Below are 26,263 nucleotides of genomic sequence, written 5' to 3'. Positions count from 1 at the left end.
GTCTCCCAGGCTGAGTTCGTCGTATGCGGGGCTGCTAGCGCGGTGGTGACGCAATGTCCTTGTGCAATTGCTCGAACGCGCGGCGCAGGCCATGCAGTTGATCGACCAGATGGAGGATGACGTCGATGCCCTCGTCGTTGACGCCGAAATCGCCCTTCAGATCCTGGATCAGATGCGCACGCGCCAAATCGGTGTCGGAGAAGCTGATCTCGCTCGCGGTCTCTTCCGGGACGAGCCATTGCTGCTCGATCCAGAACTCCAGGGTCTGCACCTCCAGACCCGCATCGATGAGGAACTGCTGCTTGTTCATCACGCACCTTCCTCGCGCGGATTGAATGCCTTGCGATCCCAGTTCGCAACAAACGCCTCGAGCTCGGGATCGGGTCTCTTGGGCAGCACCACCTTGAGCTTGACCAGCTCATCGCCCTGGCCGCCACTGAGCCGAGGCGCGCCCTTGCCGCGCAACCGCATCGTGGTGCCGGTGTTCGATCCCTTCGGCACCGTCATGGTGACGGCGCCGGTCGGCGTCGGAACGCGGACCTTGCCGCCGAGCACGGCCTCCGACAGCGAGATCGGCAATTCCAGCGTGATGTCGTCGCCCTCGCGGGTGAAGCGGGGATCGGGACGGACCTCGACCTCGATCAGCGCATCGCCGGGACCGCCCTTGCCGCTGCCGGGCATGCCCTTGCCGCGCAGCCGAATGACCTGGCCATCGATGAGCCCCGGCGGGATCGTCACGTCGAGCGTGCCACCGTCCGGAAGCGTCAGCCGCTTGCTCGCACCGGTGATCGATTCCGCGAAGTCGATCGCCAGGCTGTAATGCAAATCGCGGCCGCGACGGTTGGCGCGCGCCTGTTCGCTGCGCCGGAGCAATTCGGCGAAGGCGTCCTCCTGGTCCATATAGTCGGCATAGCCGGAACTGTCGGCGTAAGGATGCCCCTCATCCGCGGTGGCGAAATCCCGGTAGTAACGATGCTGCGGCCGCTCGGCGCCGCTGGCGTCAATTTCACCGGCATCGAAGCGCTTGCGCTTCTCGGCATCCGAGAGCAGATCGTTCGCGGCTGCGACTTCCTTGAACTTTTCCTCGGCCGCCTTGTCGCCCGGATTGAGATCCGGATGCAGCTTCTTCGCCAGCTTGCGATAAGCCTTCTGGATATCGGCCGCAGATGCCGCAGGCGCAACGCCAAGAACCTCGTACGGATTTCTCACAATTTGCTCCGCAACACCGTGAGTGCACCTGCAATCATGAGGGCGTAAAAGCAGGCGATTTGCAAGACCGCTCGCGGGTCGCCCGGCAATGGGCGACGCAGCATGCGTTCAGATCACCGACGGTCTAGGACGTATGCCCGGGGTCGAGATATTTCGGGATGTTCTTTTCCTGCTGCGGCGTCATCTTGGCGGGATCCGGCTTGCCCGGCACGCCCCGCGGACCGAGCAAAGCGCGCTGCATATCGTCCTCGCTCAGGCGCGGCTTGCCGTCATCAAGCTGTCCGCTGCCACCGTGACTCTGTGCCATGACTGTCCTCCAGTGATGATCACTTGCCCGTAGCCGGAACAATACCGCGCTCCGCCGGAACGAGCCAGCGGAGCGCGTATCTATCTTAGCGGTGCTCCTGCCGCTTCTCCTCAGCGGGATGACCTGCGGCAGGCGCAGCATGCGGCGCCGCCTGAACGTGCGGCTCCGGCCGTGCCGCCGGCTGCGGATGCGCCTCGGGACGCGCCATCGTCTCCGGCCTTGCTGCGGGCTCGGGTCGCGGCTCCTCCTTGCGCACCTCTTCGGGCTTCCGCTCCAACACCGGCTTGTTCTCTTGCGCGGCAGGCCGCGCCACTTCGGGTGCGGGTCGCGGCTCAGCCTTGGGCTCAACCCTGGGCTCGGGCGCAGGCGCTGCGCGCTTCTCTTCGACCGCGGGCCTGTTCTCCTGCGCGGGTGGATGCGCCGGAAGCCCCTTTTCCGGAACCGGCAGCGCATGCTGCTCAGCAGGCGCAGGCCGCGGTTCGACCTTCGGCTCGGCAACAGGCGCGGCGCGCTTCTCCTCGATTGCGGGCTTGTTCGCCTGGGCATGCGGAAGTTCCTTGCCCGGGACCGGGAGCGCATGGGAGTCCGCCGGCGCAGGTGCGGACCCCGGCCGCCGCGGCTCCTCGGCCGCCGGCCGTGCAGCGGCGGCGGGCACCGCCTCGCCGGCCGGCCGTGCGCGAACCACGCCCGGCCCCTTCAGCTCGCCCGGACGCGCCGTCGCGCCGACAGCGGGCACGCCGTTGTTGGCGCGCTTGAACAGGCTCGGATCCTGGCTTGCGGTCTCGACCTGCTTGCGCTGCAACGGCGTCGCCGCGAAGTGCTGCTCCTTGGCGATCGCACGTTCGGCGGGAGTCGGCCGCACCTCGATGCCGCCGCGGCCGCCATTGTAGCTGACATTGTTGACGGTGGTCTGATTGATCGTGACGTTCTTCTCGTAGACGTTGGTGATCCGCGCGCCCTGCAGATTGTTCACGGTGCGATTGTAGAAGAAGTTGCCGTGGTCCCAGCGGCCGCCTTCATAGCCCGCGCCGCCGTAACCGAAACCGTAATTGATGCCGCCGTAGAAGCCGACGCGATCACCCCAATAGCCCTGATGGAAAATGAAGCCGCCGCCAAACCCGCCCCAATAGCCCGGGGTCCATAGCAGCCCGACCCGCGGCGGCTGCACCCAGGTGCCCGGCACCCAGTAATAGTCGCCACGATCCTCGTCCCACGACCAATTGCCCGGCGACCACATGTAGCCGGGCCCTGGCACCGGTGGCTGATCATAGGTCGGCAGCGGCGGCGGCGCCGTCTCGACGGCAGAGACCGGCGCGCATGCCGCATCCTGTGCGATCGCCGGTGCGGCGGTCGCATAGAACAGCGCCGTGGCGATCGCGGCACACGACACGGTCGAAAGAAGACGAGTGGTCATTGGGAGCCTCTTCGATGAACGTGAGAACTGGAACAAAAGTTCCAGGCATCGGCGCGAACCGACGCACGTCATCGCTAGCGCTTTGGCCTTACACCAGCCTGAAACGCATCGACGCAAAGCGGAAACACACTCGCGCAGCTATTCATCGGCAGTTCAGAGTGTGCAGCGACGCAGTGTCGTGCGATTCAGTGACGTGACGCGCGACGCTCGCCTGCATCATTCGGCCGCATCATCACTTGCGCATGCAGAGTGCGACGTCACCAGTTCCGGAAACGTCTCGAACATGACTCTCGCATTCGCACGATTGCAACGATCCGGACCCGTCGCGCAGCTCGACGTCGCAGCGCGCGGTGATCGGCCGAGCCGATAACCTGACGCATCGACGCGTCCGTAGCAGTGCCTCCGGATGAGTGCCAGACGCGTGCATCGGCAGCCGCAGGACCTCGAACGTGGTAGGCCAGAGGCCGCGCTCGGCGATTGACACTCCCCTGAAAGGACCACACGATACGGAGAGCGGCAGCGTCAGGCCCGCGGTTTCCGCCGACGCGATTGCATTCGGCTGCCGCATGATGGATGTCATCGTTCCGCCATCTGTCGCCGGCTGGAATGCGTGGCATACTGGATCTCGACGAGCCTCTGTTTGCCTTGAGGTGCCACGATGAACATAGAGAAGTATACCGACCGCCTTCGCGGCTTCATCCAGTCGGCACAATCGCTCGCCATGCGCGAGGGACATCAGCAGTTCTCGACGCTCTATCTCCTGAAAGTGCTGCTCGACGACAATGAAGGCCTCGCGGCCGGCCTGATCGACCGCGCCGGCGGCAACTCGCGCGCGATCCTCAAGGCAACCGAGGATGCGCTGGCCAAGGTGCCGAAGATCAGCGGCGCAGGCTCGGGACAGATCTACATGGCGCCCGAGACCGCGCGCGCCTTCGCCGCCGCGGAACAGGCCGCCGACAAGGCCGGCGACAGTTTTGTCTCAGTCGAACGGCTGCTGCAAGCGCTGGCCACCGACAAGGACAGCGAGGCCGGCAAGCTGCTCGCCAAGGGGGGCGTCAACGCGCAGAACCTCAACGCCGCCATCAACGCGCTGCGCAAGGGGCGCACCGCCGACAGCGCGTCGGCCGAGAATGCCTATGACGCGCTGAAGAAATATTCCCGCGACCTCACCCAGGCCGCGCGCGACGGCAAGCTCGATCCGGTGATCGGCCGCGACGAGGAAATCCGCCGCACCATCCAGGTGCTGTCGCGCCGCACCAAGAACAATCCGGTTCTGATCGGCGAGCCCGGTGTCGGCAAGACCGCGATCGTCGAGGGGCTGGCGCTGCGCATTGTCAATGGCGACGTCCCGGAAAGCCTGCAGGACAAGGCGCTGCTCGCGCTCGATCTCGGCGCGCTGATCGCGGGCGCGAAATATCGCGGCGAGTTCGAGGAGCGGCTCAAGGCGGTGCTGCAGGAAGTGACCTCCGCCGAGGGCGGCATCATCCTGTTCATCGACGAGATGCACACGCTGATCGGTGCCGGCAAGGGCGACGGCGCGATGGACGCATCGAACCTCTTGAAGCCCGCGCTCGCCCGCGGCGAGTTGCATTGCATCGGCGCCACCACGCTCGACGAATATCGCAAGCATGTCGAAAAGGACGCGGCGCTGGCCCGGCGCTTCCAGCCAGTGTTCGTCTCCGAGCCGACGGTCGAGGATACCATCTCGATCTTGCGCGGCCTGAAGGACAAATACGAGCAGCATCACGGCGTGCGGATCGCGGATTCGGCGCTGGTCGCCGCCGCCACGCTGTCGAACCGCTACATCACCGACCGCTTCCTGCCAGACAAGGCCATCGATCTGATGGACGAGGCCGCCGCGCGGCTGAAGATGCAGGTCGATTCCAAGCCGGAGGAGCTCGACTCGCTCGACCGCGAGATCATCCGGCTCAAGATCGAGCAGGAGGCGCTGAAGAAGGAGACCGATCTCGGCTCCAGGAGCCGGCTGCAGACGCTCGAGAAGGATCTCGTGGATCTCGAGAAGAAATCGGCGGACATGACGTCGAAATGGCGCTCGGAAAAGAGCAAGCTCTCGGATGCGCAGAAAATGAAGGGCGAACTCGAGCAGTTGCGCACCGAGCTTGCCAATGCGCAGCGCAAAGGCGAATTCCAGAAGGCGGGCGAGCTGGCCTATGGCCGCATTCCGGAGCTCGAGAAGAAGCTCGCCGCGGTCGAGGCCAGCGAGACCTCGTCGGCCAGCGAAACCGTGACCGCCGACAATATCGCACAGGTGGTGTCGCGCTGGACCGGCGTGCCGGTCGACAAGATGCTGGAGGGCGAAAAGGACAAGCTGCTGCGCATGGAGGAGATGCTCGGCAAGCGCGTCGTCGGCCAGGCCGAAGCGGTCCGCGCGGTGTCGACCGCGGTGCGCCGCGCCCGCGCAGGGCTGCAGGATCCGAACCGGCCGATCGGCTCGTTCATGTTCCTGGGCCCCACCGGCGTCGGCAAGACCGAACTGGCAAAAGCGCTCGCCGAGTATTTGTTCGACGACGAGACCGCGATGATCCGCCTCGACATGTCCGAATACATGGAGAAGCACTCGGTCTCGCGGCTGATCGGCGCCCCGCCCGGCTATGTCGGGTATGACGAGGGCGGCGCGCTCACGGAAGCGGTGCGGCGGCGGCCCTACCAGGTCGTGCTGTTCGACGAGATCGAGAAGGCGCACCCCGATGTCTTCAACGTGCTGCTTCAGGTGCTGGACGATGGCCGCCTCACCGACGGCCAGGGCCGCACCGTCGATTTCCGCAACACGCTGATCATCATGACCTCGAACATCGGTGCCGAGTACCTCGTCAACCAGCCGGAGGGCCAGAGCACGAGCGCGGTGCGCGAGCAGGTGATGAACATGGTGCGGGCGCATTTCCGTCCCGAGTTCCTCAACCGCATCGACGAGATCATCCTGTTCCATCGGCTGCAGAAGAGCGACATGGGCCGGATCGTCGAGATCCAGTTTTCGCGGCTGCGCAAGCTGCTGGAGGATCGCAAGATCGAGCTGGAGCTCGAGCCGAAAGCGCGCGACTGGCTGGCGGAGAAAGGCTGGGATCCAGCCTACGGTGCCCGCCCGCTGAAGCGGGTGATCCAGCGCAGCGTGCAGGATCCGCTCGCCGAGATGATTCTCGCGGGCGACGTGCGCGACGGCTCGCAGGTGAGGCTCTCTGCCACCAAGGCCGGCCTCACCTTCAACGGCAAGAGGCCGGAGACCGCCGAGGCGGACGAATACGAGCCGGTGTGAGACAAGCCCGGATTGCACCGGCGACGCGCCGTCATCGCTGCGTCGTCTCGGCGCATCATATGCAAGCTGGCCTTCAACCAGGGAGAGCGTCATGACGCAGAACATCAAGGACAACATGGAGGTCATCGGCGCGGATGGCGTGCATGTCGGCACCGTCGATCGCGTCGAAGGCAACCGCATCAAGCTCAAGAAAAGTGAAAGCGACGGCTTCCACAAGGGACATCACCACTATATCGAGCTCGGCTTCGTCGCCGGTGTCGAAGGCACCAAGGTGCGGCTGTCCGCCAACGCCGCGATTGCGGTGACGCTCGAGGAGGAGAAGTCCGGCAAGCCCGTCGATTGACGCAGGCACCTCTGCATTCGAGGTCTTGTAAAGGTTCCAGTTGCATGCTCCTCTGCCTCTCTCTGAACGTCGATCCGACGTCCAGAACCAGCTGTTTTGTCGTCGTGGACTAGCCGTTTAGTAAGGAGAGATGCGTGCCATCAGCCGTTCCGCAACCGGTCGCTGCGAAGCTGACGCGCGCGGCCATCTTCCTTGCGGTCACGATCAAGCCCAATCCGGAATATGATGCGGTGGTGCGGTCGCTGTGCGCCGATCTGGCCGCGCTGGTGCGCGCCGTCGGCTTTCGCGATCTCGACGGCCGGCTGTCTTGCGTCATGGGAATCGGCTCCGACGCTTGGGACCGGCTGTTCGGCGCGCCGAAGCCGCAAGGCCTGCATCCGTTTCGCGAGATCCATGGCGTCCACAACGCCGTCGCAACGCCGGGCGACCTGCTGTTTCACATCCGCGCCGTGCCGATGGACCTGTGCTTCGAGCTCGCGACCCAGATCATGACGCGGCTCGGCGATGCTGTTGCCTCGTCGGACGAGGTGCACGGCTTCAAATATTTCGACGAGCGCGACCTGCTCGGCTTTGTCGACGGCACGGAGAATCCGGAAGACCAGGCGGCGATCGACGCCACGATCATCGGCGACGAGGACCCGGCCTTCGCCGGCGGCAGCTATGTGATCGTACAAAAATACCTGCACGACATGAAGAAGTGGAACGAGCTGCCGGTCGAGATGCAGGAGAAGATCATCGGCCGCACCAAGCTGTCCGACATCGAGCTCGACGATGCGGTGAAGCCGAGCTACGCGCACAACGCCCTGACGACGATCGTCGAGAACGGCGAAGAGCTCGATATCCTCCGCGACAACATGCCGTTCGGCAACATCAGCAAGGGCGAGTTCGGCACCTATTTCATCGGCTACGCCAAGTCTCCGCACCGGATCGAGCAGATGCTGGAGAACATGTTCGTCGGCAAGCCGCCGGGCAACTACGACCGCCTGCTCGACTTCAGCCGCGCCGTCACCGGCACGCTGTTCTTCGTCCCGTCGGCGACCTTCCTGGAGGATGTCGCGAGCGCGCCGCCTGCGGCCTCGCCCGCCGAGCCGTCCGTGGATGATGCCGGGGCTGCCGAAACACCCGCACCAAGAATACCGCCGTCCGACGGCTCGCTCGGGATCGGCTCACTGAAAGGAGAGGCTGGACATGAATAATCTGCATCGGGGACTTGCCCCCATCTCGGACGCGGCATGGGCGCAGATCGAAGAGGACGCCTCGCGCACGTTGAAGCGCCATCTGGCGGCGCGCCGTGTCGTGGACGTCGATGGCCCGAAGGGCGCCGATTTCTCCGCCGTCGGCACCGGCCATCTCAAGAAGATTTCGACGCCCGGCGACGGGGTCGAGGCGACGCAGCGCGATGTCCGTGCGCTGGTCGAGCTGCGCGTGCCGTTCGAGCTCTCGCGCCAGGCGATCGACGACGTCGAGCGCGGCTCCAATGATTCCGACTGGGACCCGCTCAAGACGGCTGCGCGCAAGATCGCCTTCGCGGAGGATCGCGCGGTGTTCGATGGCTACGCCGCCGCCGGCATCCAGGGCATCCGTCAGGGCAGCAGCAATCCGGTGCTGACTCTGCCGGCGAGCATCAAGAATTACCCCAACGTGGTGGCGCAGGCGGTCAGCCAATTGCGGCTCGCCGGCGTCAACGGCCCCTATACGCTGCTGCTCGGCACCGAGCCCTATACCGCGATCGGCGGCGCGACCGATGACGGCTACCCGGTGCTGCAGCACATCCAGCGCCTGGTCGACGGCAAGATCATCTGGGCGCCGGCGATCGAGGGCGGCGTGCTGCTGACCACCCGCGGCGGCGATTTCCAGCTCTCGATCGGCCAGGACCTTTCGATCGGCTATCTCAGCCACTCCGCGTCCTCGGTCCAGCTGTATTTCCAGGAGACCATCACCTTCCTGATGCTGACCAGCGAAGCGTCGGTGGTGCTTGCGCCGGAGGCGAAGAAACCCGCCTAGTCTTACCGGCGTTGACTCATCCGGGAAGTCTCCGGCCGCTACCGGCACTTCCACTAAACGTGAAACGGAGAGGCGGCGCGCAATGGACTACGATCTCTACATCAACCCGAAGAAGGCGTCGGTCGGTCTCTATGTCCGCAAAGGCGCGGGTCTACCCGACCTTGCCGATGCCAAGGACTGGGTGTTCGACGGCACCTCGGCGCAGGCCAATCTGCCGCCGCAACTCGTGAAAGAGATCGAGGCCAACGGCCACGCCTTTCGCGACATGGATTGAACGCGGCCGCCGGCGCCTATAGCCTTTTCCGTTCCGATTGAATCGGAACGGGGCTCTAGATTCTTGCTTTGACGCGTTTTCTTCACGCGAACCGATATCCACTTCGCTCGAAAACGCTTTACTTCTCGCCGACCTTCACCGGGGCGGTCTCCGGCATCAGGCTCATCGCGAGGATGCCGACCGCTGCCGCGAGCAGCAGATACCAGGACGGCGCCAGCGGATCTCCCGTCGCGTGCAGCAGCCACGTGACCACGAGCTGCGCGGTGCCGCCGAACGTCGCGATCGCAACCGCGTAGATCGTGGCGAACACGCCGCCGCGGATGTTCTGCGGCAGCGCTTCGGTGAAGGCGGCATAGAATGCGGTGAACGGCAGCGATCCGATGAACGACAGGATGCCGAAGCCAAACAGCAGCGACCAGGCGCCCGGGTCGTGGACGATCCACAGGAAGGCCGGGTAGGTCAGCACCAGCACGACGAGCTGCGGCCAGATCATGATCGGCTTGCGTCCGAGCCGGTCGGCGAGCCAGCCGCCCAGCAACGCACCGATGATCTGCAGTCCGTTGCTGACCAGCGACACGGTGAACGCCAGCGACGGCGACACATGCAGCGTGTTCTTGGCGTAGGTCGTCATGTATTGCGTGACATAGGTCGATATCGTGCCGCTGGCCAGGATCATCACCGCCAGCACGATCACGCGGAGATGCGCCCGCGCCTGCGCAACATGGCTCGAACTCTCGGCGGCCCCGGCAGCGCGCTCGCCGTGAGCAACGGTTTCCGGCAGCGTGCGGCGCATCCAGATGCCGAACGGCAGGCAGACGGCCCCGAGCAGGAATGCGAAGCGCCATCCGTAGGCCTGCAGCATGTCGGGCGCCATGGTGCTGCTCAGGATGACGCCGACCAGCGCGCCGATCGTGGCTGCGATCTCCTGGCTGGCTGGCTGCCATGCCACCACCAGGCCGCGATCCCTGGGTCGTGCGATCTCGATCAGATAGGCTGTGGTCGGTCCGACCTCGCCGCCGAGTGCAAATCCCTGCACCATGCGCGCCAGGATCACGATGATCGGGGCCACGATGCCGATTGCGGCATAGGATGGCGTCAGCGCGATGGTCAGGATCGCGCCGCCCATCAGCGCGAAACTCAGCAGCATTGCGGGCCGGCGGCCGACCCGGTCGGAGAAGATGCCGAGCACGATGCCGCCGATCGGGCGCGTCAGAAATCCGGCACCGAAGGTTGCGAGCGACAGCATCAGGCTGCCGTATTCGCTGTGCGCGGGGAAGAAGGTGCGGCCGATCTCGGTGGCAAAGAAGCTGTAGGTGATGAAGTCGTAGAACTCCAGCATGTTGCCGATGGTCGCGGCAAAGGCTGCACGCTTGACATCGAACCCTTCGCTGCTCGCAATGTCCGGCAATGATATGGGTTCCTTGTCTGCCTGTTCGGGGCGAGTATTATTCCTTGGGCTATGCAAGGCAAGGCACAGCGCGCTGCGCGACCTGCATGCAGAGGAAACAAGGACAGACCCGATGCCCGCCGACAAGCTCTTCATCAATGCCAGGCTCGGTGACGGCGCCAGCAGCGACATGCTGGTCCGCGACGGCCGCGTCGTTGCGATCGAAGCGAGGGCCGAGCGCCCGGCCGGGGTCGAGATCGTCGATCTCGGCAACGCACTGGTCGTGCCCGGCTTCGTCGAGGGCCATATCCATCTCGATACCAGCTTCTATGGCGACACCTGGCGGCCGCACCGTCCCTGCACTGATGGATTCAACGTCCATGAGCGGGTGGCGTTTCAGGCCGAGAACCTTGCTGCCGCCGCCCCGATGGACGTGCGGGCGCGGAATCAGCTCAACCTCTGCATCGGGCATGGCACGACGCAAATGCGCAGTCACGTCATGGTCGATGGGTCAGTGGGCCTCAACTCGCTCGAAACCATCCTCAGGGTGCGCGACGAATACCGGGGCCTGATCGACATCCAGCTCGTGGCGTTTCCGCAGAGCGGGATTCTCGGCAGCCCCGGCACGCCGCAATTGCTCGACGAGGCGATCAGGCTCGGCGCCAATGTGGTCGGCGGGCTCGATCCCGCGAGCTTCGATCGGGATGTCGAGGGCCATCTCAATGTCGTCTTCGGCGTTGCGCACAAGCACGGCGTCGATGTCGACATTCATCTTCATGATGGCGGCATGCTCGGCGCCTTCGAGGTCGAGCAGATCGCGGCGCGGACGCGTGCGCTCGGCATGGAGGGCCGCGTCGCCGTCAGCCACGCCTACGGCCTCGGCGACATTCCGGCCGACGCGTTGAAGAAGACCGCCGACATTCTGGCACGCTCAGGCGTGGCGATCATGACGAATGCGCCGGGCAGCCGGCCGTTCCCGCCGGTCGCCACGCTCAGGAACGCCGGCGTCACGGTGTTCAGCGGCAACGACAATATCAGGGACAGCTGGTGGCCCTATGGCGACGGCGACATGCTGGGCCGCGCGATGATGATCGGATACCGCTCGGGCTTCTACACCGATGACGAGCTCGCGATCGCGTTCGACATGGTCACCGCGGCCGGCGCCAAGGCGCTGCGGCTCGAAGGTTACGGCCTGCGTGTGGGGGACAAGGCCGATTTCGTGACGTTGAACGCTGCGCATATCCAGGAAGCCGTGGTCGCGCGGCCCTCGGAACGTTCGGTGTACAAGGGCGGCGTGCTCACGGCGCGCGACAATCGCGTCGTCAAGGACGTCGGCCGATCCTGAGGCGAAGGGCGCCGCGCAGCAGGCGGACTAGCGGACCGACGGAATGATTGCGCGGAGAATATCGCGGTTCCAGCGTTGCCGGGCGCTATCGAATGCCGCGAAATCGTGATCGAACTGCCAATAGGCCCAGGCCCAGCCGAATTTCTCGGCGTTTCTCGCCATGAACGACAGGTATTTCGCGCGGCTCTCTGCCGGCGCGCGCTCGTAGACGCCGAACTCGCCGAGATAGATCGGGCGCCTCTCCTTCTCCGACCAGGCGCGGACCTTGTCGAAATCAGCGGCGGCCTTCGCCTCGTCTTCAGCCGAGCCCCAGCTCAGCGGACCGATCTTCGAAAAGATTGCCGACCATGGCGCGCCCTGGTGGGTGAAGCGTATCGGCGCATAATAGTGGAACGTAACGATCAGGTTTCTGTCGCCGGGTGGCAGCACCAGTTCGTCGACCGGCAGTTCGTCGATGTTCAGGATGGCGGCAACGACACTGCGCGTCGGATTCGTGCCCCTGATGATGACCAGACAATCGCTGAGCAGTGCATTCCACTCGGCCGAAGTCATGTTGCCACCGGGCTCGTTCAGGACCTCGAACACCAGATTCGGATATTTCCCCGCATAGCGCGACGCGATCTGGCGCCAGAACGCCTTGAGCTTCACCGTGCATTCCGGCACGTCGCGCTGGCAGAGGTCGGTGTCGTGCTCATCGAGGATCGGGATCAGCTTCCGCGCCAGCACGTCCTCGATCACACCATCGAGGCGCCGCAAGACGGCTTCGTCCAAGATGTTTCCGGAATCCATGTACCTGAAGCCGAAGAAGTTGATCCTGACATGCGAGAAGCCGGCCTGGCGGATCGTATTGAGGTTTTCCAGGCGAAAAGGCGCGTTCTGGTGTCCTTCCCAGATGCCGTCATAGCCGAGAATATTGATGCCGCGCCCCAGTGCCGCGACGTCCGGGGACGCGCCTCGCTCCGCGGTATTCGCCGGCGAGACCAGCACCGCAGACAGCGCCGCCGCCACCAGCGCGCTGAAGGTTCCCTGCAAAATCGATCGGAACGCCGTCATGGTTGCTCCAGCTCGTGCGCACGCGATGACGGCACCGGCCGACAGACGGCAAGGAAGAACGCAATCAGCAGCACCGATGTGAACATCGTCGAACGAAGGAACACCGTCTCGGTAAAGTTGGTCTGGCAGTTGAGAAACACGAACCCGATGATCAGCGCACAATGCAGACGATCGATCGCGCGCTCCGCGATCAGGCAAAGCACCTTGTAGGAGAACAGAAAGACGCTTGCCGTGAACAGGAAATAGCCCAGGAATCCCGTCTCGATCAGAATGGCGATATAGCCATTGTGATAGTTGTCGAGCACCCAGCCGTGGTTCTGGTTGAAATAATCGTAGATCGCCGGAGTGGTCCAGAACCCGTTGATGCCAAATCCGAACAGCGGTGCGTCATCGAAATGACCGATGGCGTACTGCCAGATGAAGGTTCTTTCGGTGAAATCGATCGTCGTGTCGAAGACGTGGATCGAGTCATATCCGGTCGTGTAGAAATACAGGATCAGCAGCACGGCCGTGACGCACATCACGCATGGCAGGATCGCGTAGACCTCCATGCACCTGACGGACCACAGCGACGTCAGCACGAGCGCACAGGCAACCAGCGCCAGGGCGCCGGCGCCGCGCGACTTCGAGAGAATGACACAGGTCGAGGCGAGCCCGAAGGTGACGAGGAAGGGCAACCATCCCTGTCCGGTTATCTTTCGATAACAGGCAAAGAACATCAGATAGGCACCGGCGAAGCCCAGGGTCTGCTTCGATTCGAAGACGCCCTGCCACTGCCCCATGTGCATCCAGCTGTCATCGACCCCGATATCAGGGAAAACCAATGCGCAAACCGCCGAGCCCGCGATCAGCACGAACAGGCCGCGGGTCGTCGCTTTCACGATGTCGTCGATGTCGACGCGGGTGATCATGCAGAACGCGCCGAGCGTCGTGATCGCGAGCGCCGCGGCCTTCATCAGCGCAGCGACGCCGAGATTGGTCCAGAACACCGAAATCGTGGCAAACGCATAGAACGCGATGACCGCAAGCGTGTCGAGATTGAAGGCCAGCGGCAGGCAGGGACGGATGAACAGGCTGGCATAGATCAGCACGCCCCACATCAAGAGGGCGACGGCCTGCTGCACCAGCGTCAGCTCGGTCGGCAGCAGCGCCGCGTGGAAGGTCCCCATCGACATGATCACGTTGATGGTGATCGACCAGTTGACGACGGTCCTTGCGAAATTTTCCGCCTCGACGCTGGGCGCCTGCCAGGTCGAGCTATCGAGCGCGCGTCCGTCCATATCGATTGTACTCCGCTCATAAATGAGCTCGGCACTCCGGTGGATCGGGCCGGAGTGCATATTGCACGCGGTAGGCTTCAGTCTTTGCTAGACGAGGATCGGGTCCGGTTGAGCAGCAGATAGAGAGCATGCGGATTGGTCGTCAGGTAGCGCCAGAACAGCCGGCGCGGCTCGAGCCAGAGCCGCCAGGCCCATTCGAGTCCCACGATCTGCATCCACCGCGGCGCGCGCGGCCGCGAGCCCGACAGGAAATTGAACAATCCGCCTGACGTCTTGATGACGCCGACATTGCCAAGCCGCGGCATGAATTCATCGACGAAAGCCTGCTCGTTGGGCACGCCGAGCGCGACCCAGAGGAAGTCCGGCACCAGCGAGTTGATCTCGTCGACCTTGGCCCGCAGCGCGTCGCCGCGCAGATAACCGTGCGAATGGCCGACGATCTTGAGGGCCGGATAGGCCCGGCGGACATTGGCGATTGCCGCCTTGTTCTCGGCATCGTCGGCGCCGAGCAAATAGAAGGTAAGCCCGAGCTCTTCCGCCCGGCGCGCGACGTCGTGGAACAGGTCGGTGGTCGCGACGCGCTCGGGCAGCGGGTTCGATGACCGCAGCTTGGACACCATGACGAGCGGTTGCCCGTCGGCATTGATCAGGTCGGCGGTGCGGAACAACCGATCGGTCATCGGCTCGGTCGAGCAGCGCGACAGCACCTCGCCATTGGCCGAGGTCAGATACAGCGGCCGACTGACCCGCCGCTGCGGGTGCACCATCTCGACCATGAAACCCGCAGTCTGCTCGCGATCGAGCACGGCGAGCCGCAGCCCGCCGATGGTTGCTCGGGTAACGCCGGCGGTCGCAGCCCGGCCGACAGGATTGATGCGGCGCTCGCGCATGCCGTTTGGCAGCGATGATCCGGCCGGCACATCCGCCTGCGGATCACCCGAAGTGTTGCAAATCCGGACAGCTGGAGCAGCCGTGTCTGAATTGAGACGCTGGGCCCCCTCGCGATCAACGCGCGCAGGCGAAATTGCATCGGAAATGCGGGCGTTTTGGCTGCTAGTCAACATTTCACCAAGGACTCCAGTGCTTACCTGCCCATAACTGCAATATTCGGTCCAGCCGCGTGCCAGCCGCGCGATGCGTGACGATCTCAGGCCATAGCGAGATTATTAACGATACCGACAGATGAGGCGTCAGACGCGATCCGTTCACCGCGGCGACCTTCGATCAGCAACAATGCGCAAAGGTCGACGCACTACATTAATACAAATCGTTTTCTACCGGTGCCCGACGTCATCAGCCTTTGCTATAAGGGTATCCACGCCGGCTCGATCGGCACTTTGAAAACCCGTTTGTTTGGTTTCGCATGAATAAGAATGATGACGCGTTCGATGTTTGCATCGACGACGCATTCGACTTCCTGTCCGAAGAATACGCGACGTTGTTTGAAGGATCGGACGCGACCGCCTTCCAACATCCGCTGTGGTTGGACAGCCTCTATCGCAAGCTCGCGCCCGCCGCGGCGGCGAAGCCGCTGGTCGTCGTCATCAGGAATCGCGCAAGCAAGGCACTGGCGGCTGTGCTTCCGCTGCTGCGCGTGCGCCGCGGGCCGATGCGCACGATCGAATTCGCGGATTTGCGTGTGTCCGACTACCTGTCGCCGGTCTGCAGCATCGCGACATTCGCCGACCTGCTGCGGGACGAGCGTGCCTGCGAGAGGCTTCGACACCTGGTCCGGCCATTCGATCTGCTGCGCATACCGAAGCTGCTCGATGCCAAGATGCCGATCGAAAATCTGCTCGGGGCGCCTCACCGCAGCCTGATGGATACCAATGCCTATGCGACGGTCCTGTCTGCGCCGTTCGAGCAATGGCAGATCAACGCGTTGGGGAAGTCCTATCAAAAGGAGCTGGCAAAGAAATGGCGCCAGATCCACAAGAAAGGCACCCTCACCTTCTCATGCTGCGACGACAGCGCCTCCATCGGCGAGGCGATGGAGGTGATGAAGAAGTTTCGCGGTCCGCGGTTCCAGGCGCATGGTGATGGCGACCTGCTGCAGCGTCCGGAATATTTCGATTTCTATTCGAGCGTGGCGCTGCGCGGCGCCGGCTCCTTTGCCCGCCTCTATGCCATGAAGATGGACGGCGAGGTCATTGCCACCGCCCTTGGGCTATCTCACCGCGACAGCCTCCTCGTCGTCATGACGGCGTTCGATATCGAGGGATACAAGAGCCAGTCGATCGGCGCGCTGACCTTCGAACGGGTCGCGCGGGACTGCATCGAGCGCGGCGATCGGGTGCTCGACTTCACCATCGGTGACGAACCCTACAAGATGCAATTCGGGGGACAGCCGACGCCGATGTCGAGCGTGACGCAGGCCGGCAGCGCGGCCGGCTCGCTTGCACTGTTTGCGCTGAGACAGGCGCCCTGGATCAAGCAGGCCGCCAAGCGGTTGACCGACATCAGGCCGATCCGCACCTCGACCGGCACGCGGTAGCGCCGCCAAGAGTTTGCCAAGAGCTAGCCAGGCGTTTTTTTTGCGGGCGCCTCGCGCTTCGGTTCAGGAAAACTCAGTCGTCGTCCGGACAAGCCAACGGGTCGGCGCGAAGCGCCGCCCGATGACAGGATCCGCGATCCGGGACCCATAACCACCGATGGCTGTCGTTAGAACAAGCTGGGGCCCCAGCCTTTGCGCCACAAATATTTGTGGTTATGGGTGCCGGCTTTCGCCGGGACGACACCGAGTGTGCGGCGCCGTAGCTCTGGGTTCCTGCTTTGACGCGTTTTCTTCACGCGAACCGCTGCCCACTTCGCCCGAATACGCTCTAACGGAGCGCGCTGCGGACGCGCATCACCCATCCCGGATGAATCCGGTCCACCCGATGCGTGATCGCGCGGCGCAGGAAGTGCAGCTTCCGCTGCATCGTCCAGCGTGCATCGGTGTTCGATGTCAAGTCCTGCCGGTAGCGCGCCAGTTGCAGCGAAAGCTGGTCGGCGGCGAGCTTGTCCCGATCGGAATAGAACTGCGCAATCTTCTCCGTGCCCATGCCGTCGGTCTCGAGCCAGCGCGGCACATGGAGCGTGCAAAGACGTTCGACATCCACCAGCAGACGGCTGACGCCGGTTCCGGCGGCCGGACAATTGGTCTGATATGCATCGCCGATCAGCACGACGCCCGGCTGCAGATGGCCTTCGGTCACGGTCAGGTCCATGACCCAGTTCTGCACCGGGCCGACAACCTGGAAGTCGCCCAGATAGGTCTCCAACCCCGGCATCAGGCGAAGCAGCGTCCGCCTGGTGTCGCGGCGCAGCTCGCGCATGATCGGATCGGTCGGATCGCGGAACATGAACAGGTTCGCCCGCATGCCGCCCGACATCGGAAACAGGCTGAGATAGTCGACGCCGTCAGCCGCCCTCTTGCCATAACAGGTCAGCGCATCGAAATCGAACGGCGCGTTGTCCGGCCGTGCGATCGTGAAGCCGAACGAAACCGAGTGGCGCGCGGCAAGCATCTGCCGGCGCATGCCGAGACTGTAGCCAAGCGCGGCCGCCATGCCGGTCGCCAGAATGACGAGACGCGAGACGACGCGTCTGCCGGAGGCCAGCGTCAACTGCTGACGGTCCTCGCTGCAGCTGACATTGGTCACCTGATCGAGCAGGAAGCTCGACGTATCAGGCGTCAGGTCGCGGGCCATGTTGACGAGGTTGGCATAGGAAATTCCGTAGGACCGGCCGACGCCGATATCGATCAGCCTGCCGTCCCTGATGTTGAGCACCCTGTCAAAGGGCGCGGCGACGGCCTCGACATCGTCGATGAAGCCGAGGCGGCGCAGGATGTCGATCTGCCGTCCCGCGATCTTTTCGACGCGGAATTCGTCAGGAGGAATCGCGCGCTTGTCGATCAGGACGACCCGGTAGCCGGCCCGGGCAAGCACGGCTCGCGCAAGCGAGCCCGCCAAACCGGCGCCCACGATCGCGACATCCGCTTCGATGACCTCGGCCTCGCAGCTCGCGATCGGCCTGGTCGTGCTTTCCTCGGCAATCATGTTTGTCCGCTCCAACGGCTAATTGACCGCAGAACTGCAATTTCCCTGCCTGCCGTGCCGCCTTCCCGAACGAACACGACGAGTTCCATGATTGGGGTTAATGAAAACGTGCCGACTGCGATCGGCAGGCTCTCGGCACATGGCTTGCACCAAAGACCGTCATGAAACCGATCTATTGGAGGCTCACCAGCAGGATGGCGGGTCTGTCGCCTGGCCATGGAGCCTCGACGGACGCCCTTGGCACGCAGACGCGGCCTCACCCGGCGCGGTCCTCGCCTTTGGACCGAGCTTCGGAGAAACACCCGATCTGCACCGTTTGGAGACAGCGCGCGCGATGCCGTTCCAGAATGGAGCAAGGCGACGGGTTGACCTGGTTCACAACCGCGTGGCGAGCCGGAAGGAACGGAATCTTAGCAAGACAACATTAACACTCGCGACTTGACCGATTGCTACGGTCGACAGCCTGACTGGATATTGAGATATCTCCGGTGATTGCCTCTGTTCTCCAACTGCTACGGCGCGATGTGACGCGCGGCGTTGCCGGGACCATCCTGCTCAAGGTTGGTAGCGGCGGGCTGGCATTCGCGCTGTTCTCGCTGGCCGCGCGGACCATGACGCCCGACGCGTTTGGAGATTTTGCGACCTGGCTTTCCGTCGCCCAGATCGCATCGGTCGTGGGCCTGGTCGGCCAGGAATTGCTGCTTGTTCGCTTCCTCAACGAATACCAGGTGCGCGGCCAGGCCGACCTCACCAAGGGCGTCCTGCTGTCGAGCCTGAAGTACTCCGCGGTCGGCATGCTGATTTCGATCGCCGCGATCGCCGCAGCGGCGGTCATTCGCGGCGAGTGGTGGCTGCTGGTCCTGTCGGTCTCGGCGTTTGCGGCCGTCAATGCCGGGCTCATGCTCGGCAGCCAGATCGCGCGATCCCTAGTCAGCATTCTGATGGGGGAAGGCAACCGCGAGTTCTTCTGGCGGGTTGCCGTTGTCCTGTTCCTGATCGCGGTGCTGCTCGGCCACCGGCAACTCACCCCAGCCGAGCTGTTCACCGCGATGTCGGCCGCGATGGCGCTGGGGCTCGCCGTGCAGATCGTGTCGGTCGTGCGCGCGCTGCCGAACCTGCGCACGGTCACCGCCCGCCTCGAGACCGCACGCTGGAACCGGAGCGCATTCCGCTTCTGGCTCTCCTCCATTCTGGAAGCGGCCAACCAGTATTTCGACGTCATCCTGGTCTACTGGATGCTCGATCCGGCCACGGCCGGCGTCTATTTCGCCGCATCGCGTCTGGCGAACATCTTCGCCATGCTCTCGGCCGCGCTCTACACGTTCGGCGCGCGCCGGCTCCCCTCGCTGTATTTCAGCAAGAATCACGGCGAGCTCGAACATACGCTGAAGCTGATGGCCGAGGTGACCGCGCTGTGCGTGCTCAGCGGGCTCGTCATCGTCTGGGTCGGCGCCCCCTATTTGCTCGGCCTGTTCGGGCCGCATTTCGCCGCGCAGCAGTGGGTGCTAATCGTGCTCGCAATCGGAACGGCGTTCCAGGCGGCGGGCGGACCGTCCGCCGCGGTTCTGCAGCTGACCGGGCATGAGCGCGACTATGTTCCGGTCGTCGCCGCCAACGTGGCGTTGCGGCTGGTGGGATTTGTCGTGCTGATCCCCTGGCTCGGCGTGCTCGGCGCTGCGATTGCGGCCACCGTGTCGCTGGTGCTTACCACCATCGCCCTCAACGTGCTGTGCCGCCGCCGGACCGGCGTCGATCCGTCAATCCTGGTGCTGACGCATCTGGCGTCGTCGAAGAGTGGCGCCTACGCGGTCCGCGTCGCCGATAGCAAGGACTAAGCGTTTTCGAGCGAAGTGGACGCCGGTTTGCGTGAAGAAAACGCTTCAAGAAAGTTAGAGCATATGTTCTGATTCAATCAGAACCGATGCTTTAAGCTTCTTCAGCTTGCCAATCCCAGGGCTTCGCCCTGACGGCCGCGAACCGCGGCATTGCCGGCCACGCGGTTGACGACAAGCGCTGTCGGCACCGAACCGGACCTCGACAGATCAGCCCTCGCCTTGGCGACGGATGCCGCGTTGGCGGCCCCCTCGCGAACCACCAGGATCACCAGATCGGCATGGGCAGCCAGCGCAACCGCCGCCGGCTGCATCGCAAGCGACGATGCGTCGACGATGATCAGGCCGAAATCGCCGCGAATATCGTCCGGCGGATACGGCGGCGCCTTGCTGCTGGCGCCCAGCAGCTCGACGACGGACGGCAGATCGGCCTTGATGATCCCCGAGCCTTGCGGCGGTGCGGTCTCGGCCCGCCTGGATTCCATCTCGATCAGGACGCTGAGCGTCCCGTTCTTGACGGCGGACCGGTTCAGCGACCGTGCGACAGTGCTGCCGCCTGCACCGGCCTCGACCGACAGCAGCAGCGCCACCTTGCCGTGGTCTCCCGGAAGCTGCTCGATGTTCTCGACCAGCAGCTGAAGATGCGGACTGAGATCGGGCTCGGCCGTCGTTGCAATCGGGGTCTGCCAGACGCTCCGGACGGCATCCGGCGACACCATGTTCGGAATGCGGGCTAGCACCGGCAATCCCGGCGGCAGCGCAGGCTGCGGCGCGGGCGGCGCTTCGGCGCGACGCGGCACGGGAACGGCCTTGATCGGAAACGGCTTCAGGCCGGGAATGGCGACAATCGCCGTCGAGGTCAGCAGCGAAACGATCGCGAGTGCGACGAGCAGCAGAGGCAGCGGCGGAAGCGTCGAGCGCACCGGCGGCGTCGCCGGCGATGCGACTTTGGTCTGCGAGCTCTGCAAACCGCGCTGCTCGTCGGTCGTCCTGTAGCGCGAGAGGAACTGCTCGTAGATGTTCTTGTTGGCGTCGGCGTCGCGCTGCAATTCCTGCAGCTTAACGAGCGCCTGACCGTCGACCAGGATCTGCTGCTCGGCCGCCTTCAGCTGGTCTTCCAGCGCCTTCTGCTGGTCGCGCTGCGCCTCGTATTCCGACTTCGCGGTGTCGATGTTCTTCTTCCGCTCGATCTCGATCTGCCGGTTGAGGTCGCTCAACTGGCTGAGCGACATCACGAGGTCGGGATGGCGATCGCCGAGCACGGCGCGCTTCTGCGCGATCTGGTCGTTGAGGGCGGACCGCTGGGCACGCAGCACGCTCAGCAGGTCCTGCTTGACCGGGCCGTCGACATTGGCCTTCAGGTCGCGTTGCGATTGCTCATAGCGCGCCTTGGCCTCTTCGGTGCGGGCGCGCGCGGCGGCGACCTGCTGCGTCAGATCGGTGACGCGCAATTGCTGCGTGGTCGATTCCTTGCCGGCGTTGACGATCCGGTGCTCGAGCTTGAATTTGGCGACGGCATCTTCCGACAACCGCAGCCGGTCGTTCAACGCCTTGAGCCGGCTCTTCAGCCAGTCGGCCGCCTCGTCGGTCGCGACGCTGCGGGTTCCGCGCTGGCTGGCGACGAACGCCTCGGCCACCGCATTGGCGTAGTACGCTGCGCGCTGCGGGTCGTTGGACGTGAACTTGATGGCGATCACATAGGTTAATCCGCGCCTGGAGATATCGAGCCGGTTGCGAAACCGGTCGAGCAGGCGGGTGGGATCGGTCCTGCCGCCGGAGATGTCGCTGTCCTCGGCGATCTTGAGCTGGTCGATCAGCGGCCCGAGAAATCCGTCCGATTTGGCGATCTCGACATAGCTCTGCAGCGCTGCGGCATCTTGCCCGATCCCCGGCAGCACGTCCTGATCGGCGGTGACGCGCTGCTCGCGCGGGTCGACCACGACCAGCGCAGTCGCCGCGTAGCGCGCCGGGATCAACATCAGCAAGATGACGCCGACCGCGAAGATGACCGCGGCGAGCATCAGAATGCGTTGACCGTTCTCACGGAAAAAGCCGACCACGCCGGCAAGGCTAAGCACGCCCTTGGTGATTTCTGTGGAGGATTGGCCGGCCGGCACGCCGGCATTTTCCCACGACGCTGCGGGTTCCGTGGCTTCGGAACGTCTCGGGCCTACGCGGCTACCGAACTTCATGGGTTCAAACTCGAATTCAACTGACAGTACTGCGCCAACGTAAATATCTATGGTTAATCTGCGGTTACCCCCTCCCTACGCGGCCGTAACCAATTAGTTAACGAGCCAGTTGTACCCTATGTGTGAGACAATCGCTTTGTTTGCGCTTTTGATTGCTGGCCATGTCCGATCGCACTAAATGAGCAGTAACCTCAACACGCGCTACCCGGTGCACGAGCACGTTTCGCGTGATAGGTACGCGCGCAAAAATGAGGGGAGCGAATCCACTCCTTCAACGGGTGAGGAATCCGTGCTCCAATACACGCCAAGCACAGCATTGCGCGAGGCATCGGCCGCGTCACGCGATCGACCGAACGAGAGCGGCAAGAAGCTGCGTGTTGTCCTGGTGCAGACCCAGGCCGAGAACGCCGGCGCGCAGGAGATATCGCGGCTGCTCGGTGCCGGCCTCACCGCGCGCGGCTATGACGTCGCCAACCTGTTCTTCTTCCGCAAATCGGATTCCTTCGACGAACCGCCCAATACGTTCTATTGCGCGTCGAGCCGCCCGGGAAATCCGGTGGCGCTGCTGCGGATGCTGTGGACGCTCGCCGGACATCTCAGGACCATCCGGCCCGATGTCGTCCTGACCTTCCAGCACTTCGGCAACGTGATCGGCGGAGGCGTGTCGCGCCTCATCAGCCGCGCCCCCGTGATCGCCAACCAGGTCTCCTCGGCAATGTCGATGAGCATGCCGGTGCGCGCCGCCGACATCATCATGGGCTCTACCGGCTTCTTCCACTCCATCACGCTGAACTCGCGGGATATGGAGCGTGAATACGCCCGCTATCCCGCGCCCTATCGCGCGCGGATGAAGCACGTGCCGCACGGCTTCGACGACAAGTCGCACAGCCTGCCGAAGGACATTGCACGACAGCAGTTCAAGCTGCCGCCGGATCGTACCCTGCTCGGCTGCGCGGCCAGGCTGCACCCGCACAAGCGGCTCGATGCAGCAATCCGCCTGCTGGCCGCCGACCCATCCTGGCACCTTGCGCTCGCCGGCCAGGGCGCCGATGAAGCACGGCTCAAGGCACTGGCCGATGAACTGAAAGTCTCGGACCGGCTGCACCTCATCGGCGAGATTCCGCCGCGCCAGATGGCCGACTTCCTGGCTTGCCTCGACGTCTTCGTGTTTCCGACGCAGGCCGAAACCTTCGGCCTCGCCGCCGTCGAGGCCGCGAGTGCCGGCATTCCATGCGTCGTCAACGATCTTCCGGTCTTGCGCGAGGTGCTGTCCTACCAGGGACAGCCCGCGGCGGTGTTCGTTGACGCTGCTGACGAGGCGGAGTTTTCGGCCGCCGTATCGAAGGTCCTGACCGATCGTGTGTTGAGCGACCAGCTGCGGCAAAGCGCCGTGGGCCTGAAGTCGCGCTATTCGTTGGATGCCATGATAGAGGAATACGTCCGCATTCTCGCCAACGCCGTGGGGGCGGACGCGCACTAGGAAGTTGGGCTGGACATGATTATCGAGTTCCGCTGCGATCGTGAGCAGCCGCGGCTCTGGATGTGCCGCGAAAAGCTGCGCGTCAACGATCAGGATATTCCCGTTCAAATCGCCTGGACCACGACGCCGGAGCCTCGACCGGCCGGCCTCGACATGCTGTTCGAGCTCGAGCGCATCGTCCTGCGCAAGGGCAAGGCCGGCGGCGCCGACGGGCTGAAGGCACTTCCGGAGCGGCCGCGCGCAGGCGACCCCGACGTGGTGATCGACTTCACCAGCGCCGAGCGCGATCCGGACTGCGCCGCCAGGCTCTATCTCCGTCCGCGGTTCAACGGCTCTACAGGAGAGCATGCGGCGCTGGCGGCCGTTCTCGCCGGCGACCTGCCGGTGATCGAAATCGTCAACGAGCGCGACGGCTCGGTCATGGACCGCGGCCATCCCTCCGCGGAAATCGCAGCCGGCCTGAGTGGCGGGCTCGAAACGGTGATAGCACGGACACTGTCCATGCTGCCTCCGATTCTGTCGGGGGCTCCGCGGCTGGTGCCGCAATTGGCCGCTCCGGCGATCAGCAGCGCGCCGCGCAATCCCGCGCCCTTCGTCGTGCGTGGCGTGGCGACTTCGATCGCCAAGGAAATCTATCGGCTGTGCTGCTACGCGCCGCACTGGCATATCGGATGGCGCTACGCCGAGAACGCGGACGTCTGGCGCACCGGTGATCTGTCCGGACCGGCCTGGAACGTGCTCGGCGATCCCGGCAACCACTTCTATGCCGATCCCGTCCCGGTGAAATGGCAGGGCAGGACGTTCGTGTTCTTCGAAGATCTCGACCACCGGGTCGGCAAGGGCATCGTCTCGGCGATCGAATTCGACGGCGAGGGACCGGTCGGCACCGTGATGCCCGTGCTCGAAGAGCCGTGGCACCTGTCCTACCCGTTCCTGATCGAGGACAATGGCGAACTCTGGATGATCCCGGAGAGCACCGCGCATCGGGACGTCCCGCTCTACAAATGCATCCGCTTTCCGGACAAATGGGAGCGGCACAGCACGCTGCTGTCCGGGCTCGAACTTGCCGACGTGACCATCACGCAGCACAATGGTCTCCACTACATGTTCGGCGCGTGGCGCGATGGCACCGGCGGATACTCCGACACGCTCGCGATCTATTACGCCGACCGCTTGCTCGGCCCCTGGCAGCCGCATGCGGCCAATCCGATCCTGATGGATCGCGCGACCGCGCGGCCGGCCGGAAATTTCGTGACCATCGACGGGAAGCTGTGGCGCCCGGTGCAGGATTGCAGCAACGGCTATGGCGCGGCGCTGGGACTTGCGGAAGTGCTTGAACTGTCGCCGACGACGTACAAGCAGGCGGTCCGCCGCCTGCTCAGGCCCGGACCGCTGTGGAGCGGACGGAAGCTGCACACGCTCAACCGGTGCGGCCAGCTCGAGGTGATCGACGGCTCGCGGGTGCAGCCGAAGACCACGGCGTTCCTGGCGAGCCTGCGATCGAGCGACCGATCATCGCAATGGAACTGGCACAGCGCGCCGGCGAAGCCGATCGCACGACGGCTCCACTAGCGCACTGGCGATCTTTGTGTGACGGCTCAGTTCGGCTCGGCGCTCAGCACGCCGCCGAACTGCTCCCAGGAGCTTCCCGTCCAGCGCTGCAGCTGAAGTTGCGTATAGGCCATGCTGTTGTCGGGCCCGGTGTTGACCGTGATGCCAGGCATCAGCGTCGGCAGCACAAGTCCCTTGATGTTGCGCGCCTGCTTCACGATGTTCTCGCGCGACAGGTCATCGCCGCATTGCTTCAGCACCTGCTCCAGGATCTGGCCCTGCTGGGTCCCGAACAGATAGTTGCTGTCGCCGATATCGGCACCCGGAAGATACTTCTCGAAGTGGGCGCGATACCATTTGATGCCGGGATCGTCGGCCCATTTCTTGTCGTTCGGATCCTTCGCGATGGTCGCGACTACGACGCCCACCGCCTTGTCCGCTCCGGCGGGCACGATGGTCGAGGACACCGAGCTCGACACGTAATTGACGATGGTGAGCGGCGACCAGCCGATCTCGCTCGCCTTCTTGATCGCTTGCGCTGCGAATTTCGGCGTGCCGGCGATCAGGAATGCCTGGGCGCCCGACGCCTTCAGCGTCACGACGCGGGAGTCGATCGTGGGCTCGGTGACCTCATAGGGCGATGTCACCACCTTCTTGTCGAACTCACCCTTCAGGGTTTCCTTGAACGCGGTCACGAAGTCACGGCCGAGATCGTCATTCTGGTAGAGGATCGCGATCTTCGCGTCGGGCGCCGTCTGGGCAATGTACTTGGCGTAGATCTTTCCTTCAGTGTTGTAGCTCGGCAGCCCCGTGGTCGTCAGTGGAAACTCGGCGAAGTTGGCAAACTTGGTCACGCCGCTCACGACAAAGAGGTGCGGCACCTTCTTCGCGGTCACGTATTTGATGGTTGCGCCGATACCGGGCGTCCCCAGCGGGCTGAACAGGAACGCGACCTCGTCGCTCTCGATCAGCTTGCGGGTCTGCTCCACCGCCTTGGGCGGCGAATAGGCATCGTCATAGGTGATGAGGTTGATCTTGCGGCCGTTGACACCGCCACGATCATTGATGGAGTTGACATAGGCGATGAGGCCCTTGCCGGTATTGCTGAGCGGGGATGCCGGGCCGCTGAACGGGAATGTGGCCCCGATCCTGATTTCCGATTCCGAGATACCAGGCGTTTCGGCGCGGACGGGAGCTGCGGCAAAGGCCGCGAGAACCGCAATGGACACAGCAAACTTTCTCAACGACATGCAAATCCCCTTGGGCTTTTATGGATTG

General features: G+C 64.0%; 21 protein-coding genes. 10 read left to right on the top strand and 11 right to left on the bottom strand.

The window, feature by feature from the left end:
* Window positions 1-34: 34 nt before the first annotated feature.
* The 4 genes from HAP48_RS25170 to HAP48_RS25155 form a co-directional block, all read right to left on the bottom strand.
* A complete protein-coding gene (locus tag HAP48_RS25170) occupies window positions 35-310 on the bottom strand; it encodes a chaperone modulator CbpM (protein WP_166209274.1) in 276 nt (91 codons plus the stop codon).
* The gene (locus tag HAP48_RS25165; protein ID WP_166209276.1) at window positions 310-1,209 is read right to left on the bottom strand and encodes a DnaJ C-terminal domain-containing protein; all 900 of its coding nucleotides are present in this window, start codon (window positions 1,207-1,209) and stop codon (window positions 310-312) included. The genes HAP48_RS25170 and HAP48_RS25165 overlap by 1 nt, the downstream gene beginning before the upstream one ends.
* Window positions 1,210-1,333: 124 nt before the next feature.
* On the bottom strand, window positions 1,334-1,516 hold the full coding sequence (locus HAP48_RS25160; protein ID WP_166209278.1) for a hypothetical protein: 183 nt from the start codon (window positions 1,514-1,516) through the stop codon (window positions 1,334-1,336).
* An 85-nt stretch (window positions 1,517-1,601) separates the two neighbouring features.
* Window positions 1,602-2,930 carry a YXWGXW repeat-containing protein gene (locus tag HAP48_RS25155; RefSeq protein WP_166209280.1) on the bottom strand — a complete coding sequence of 443 codons (1,329 nt, stop codon included), beginning with the start codon at window positions 2,928-2,930 and terminating at the stop codon, window positions 1,602-1,604.
* Between the two features lie 658 nt (window positions 2,931-3,588).
* Here HAP48_RS25155 and clpB point away from each other — a divergent pair.
* From clpB to HAP48_RS25130, 5 genes are all read left to right on the top strand, one after another.
* A complete protein-coding gene (clpB, locus tag HAP48_RS25150) occupies window positions 3,589-6,201 on the top strand; it encodes an ATP-dependent chaperone ClpB (protein ID WP_166209282.1) in 2,613 nt (870 codons plus the stop codon).
* Window positions 6,202-6,292: 91 nt separating this feature from the next.
* Window positions 6,293-6,544: a DUF2171 domain-containing protein gene (locus tag HAP48_RS25145; RefSeq protein ID WP_166209284.1), complete on the top strand. Its 252-nt coding sequence runs from the start codon at window positions 6,293-6,295 to the stop codon at window positions 6,542-6,544.
* 134 nt (window positions 6,545-6,678) lie between these two features.
* On the top strand, window positions 6,679-7,740 hold the full coding sequence (locus HAP48_RS25140) for a Dyp-type peroxidase (RefSeq protein WP_166209286.1): 1,062 nt from the start codon (window positions 6,679-6,681) through the stop codon (window positions 7,738-7,740).
* Window positions 7,733-8,548 (top strand): family 1 encapsulin nanocompartment shell protein, encoded by an 816-nt coding sequence (locus HAP48_RS25135; protein WP_166209288.1) that lies wholly within the window; start codon window positions 7,733-7,735, stop codon window positions 8,546-8,548. The genes HAP48_RS25140 and HAP48_RS25135 overlap by 8 nt, the downstream gene beginning before the upstream one ends.
* A gap of 82 nt (window positions 8,549-8,630) precedes the next feature.
* Window positions 8,631-8,822 (top strand): hypothetical protein, encoded by a 192-nt coding sequence (locus tag HAP48_RS25130; protein WP_057019217.1) that lies wholly within the window; start codon window positions 8,631-8,633, stop codon window positions 8,820-8,822.
* 118 nt (window positions 8,823-8,940) lie between these two features.
* Here the strand turns inward: HAP48_RS25130 and HAP48_RS25125 are convergent, their stop codons facing one another.
* A complete protein-coding gene (locus HAP48_RS25125) occupies window positions 8,941-10,161 on the bottom strand; it encodes an MFS transporter (protein WP_234583995.1) in 1,221 nt (406 codons plus the stop codon).
* A gap of 181 nt (window positions 10,162-10,342) precedes the next feature.
* Between HAP48_RS25125 and HAP48_RS25120 the strand changes: the two genes are divergently transcribed.
* Entirely contained in the window at window positions 10,343-11,554 is a 1,212-nt protein-coding gene (locus HAP48_RS25120) for an amidohydrolase family protein (protein ID WP_166209291.1), read from the top strand.
* A gap of 27 nt (window positions 11,555-11,581) precedes the next feature.
* On the opposite strand, the gene HAP48_RS25115 is transcribed toward HAP48_RS25120, so the two are convergent.
* The 3 genes from HAP48_RS25115 to HAP48_RS25105 form a co-directional block, all read right to left on the bottom strand.
* Complete coding sequence (locus HAP48_RS25115) at window positions 11,582-12,607, bottom strand: glycoside hydrolase family 5 protein (protein WP_166209294.1); 1,026 nt, start codon at window positions 12,605-12,607, stop codon at window positions 11,582-11,584.
* The gene (locus HAP48_RS25110) at window positions 12,604-13,887 is read right to left on the bottom strand and encodes an O-antigen ligase family protein (protein ID WP_166209297.1); all 1,284 of its coding nucleotides are present in this window, start codon (window positions 13,885-13,887) and stop codon (window positions 12,604-12,606) included. The genes HAP48_RS25115 and HAP48_RS25110 overlap by 4 nt, the downstream gene beginning before the upstream one ends.
* Window positions 13,888-13,964: 77 nt before the next feature.
* Window positions 13,965-14,777, bottom strand: coding sequence for a WecB/TagA/CpsF family glycosyltransferase (locus HAP48_RS25105; RefSeq protein ID WP_166216039.1), 813 nt, complete (start codon window positions 14,775-14,777; stop codon window positions 13,965-13,967).
* Window positions 14,778-15,250: 473 nt separating this feature from the next.
* Here HAP48_RS25105 and HAP48_RS25100 point away from each other — a divergent pair, with 473 nt between their 5' ends.
* Window positions 15,251-16,381: a GNAT family N-acetyltransferase gene (locus HAP48_RS25100; RefSeq protein ID WP_166209300.1), complete on the top strand. Its 1,131-nt coding sequence runs from the start codon at window positions 15,251-15,253 to the stop codon at window positions 16,379-16,381.
* Window positions 16,382-16,709: 328 nt separating this feature from the next.
* Here HAP48_RS25100 and HAP48_RS25095 read toward each other — a convergent pair whose 3' ends face one another.
* Window positions 16,710-17,930, bottom strand: coding sequence for an FAD-dependent monooxygenase (locus HAP48_RS25095; protein ID WP_166209303.1), 1,221 nt, complete (start codon window positions 17,928-17,930; stop codon window positions 16,710-16,712).
* Between the two features lie 488 nt (window positions 17,931-18,418).
* Between HAP48_RS25095 and HAP48_RS25090 the strand changes: the two genes are divergently transcribed.
* Window positions 18,419-19,765 (top strand): lipopolysaccharide biosynthesis protein, encoded by a 1,347-nt coding sequence (locus HAP48_RS25090; RefSeq protein WP_166209306.1) that lies wholly within the window; start codon window positions 18,419-18,421, stop codon window positions 19,763-19,765.
* Window positions 19,766-19,866: 101 nt separating this feature from the next.
* Here HAP48_RS25090 and HAP48_RS25085 read toward each other — a convergent pair whose 3' ends face one another.
* Window positions 19,867-21,954, bottom strand: coding sequence for a GumC family protein (locus HAP48_RS25085; RefSeq protein WP_210292677.1), 2,088 nt, complete (start codon window positions 21,952-21,954; stop codon window positions 19,867-19,869).
* Between the two features lie 289 nt (window positions 21,955-22,243).
* Between HAP48_RS25085 and HAP48_RS25080 the strand changes: the two genes are divergently transcribed.
* Together HAP48_RS25080 and HAP48_RS25075 are read left to right on the top strand one after the other, a co-directional pair.
* The gene (locus tag HAP48_RS25080) at window positions 22,244-23,434 is read left to right on the top strand and encodes a glycosyltransferase family 4 protein (protein WP_166209309.1); all 1,191 of its coding nucleotides are present in this window, start codon (window positions 22,244-22,246) and stop codon (window positions 23,432-23,434) included.
* Window positions 23,435-23,449: 15 nt separating this feature from the next.
* Window positions 23,450-25,006 carry a glucosamine inositolphosphorylceramide transferase family protein gene (locus tag HAP48_RS25075; protein WP_166209312.1) on the top strand — a complete coding sequence of 519 codons (1,557 nt, stop codon included), beginning with the start codon at window positions 23,450-23,452 and terminating at the stop codon, window positions 25,004-25,006.
* A gap of 26 nt (window positions 25,007-25,032) precedes the next feature.
* On the opposite strand, the gene HAP48_RS25070 is transcribed toward HAP48_RS25075, so the two are convergent.
* A complete protein-coding gene (locus tag HAP48_RS25070) occupies window positions 25,033-26,235 on the bottom strand; it encodes an ABC transporter substrate-binding protein (protein ID WP_166209315.1) in 1,203 nt (400 codons plus the stop codon).
* Window positions 26,236-26,263 lie beyond the last annotated feature (28 nt).

The organism is Bradyrhizobium septentrionale (assembly GCF_011516645.4).
Classification (GTDB): domain Bacteria; phylum Pseudomonadota; class Alphaproteobacteria; order Rhizobiales; family Xanthobacteraceae; genus Bradyrhizobium; species Bradyrhizobium septentrionale.
This window is presented reverse-complemented; position numbering and strand designations above follow the sequence as displayed.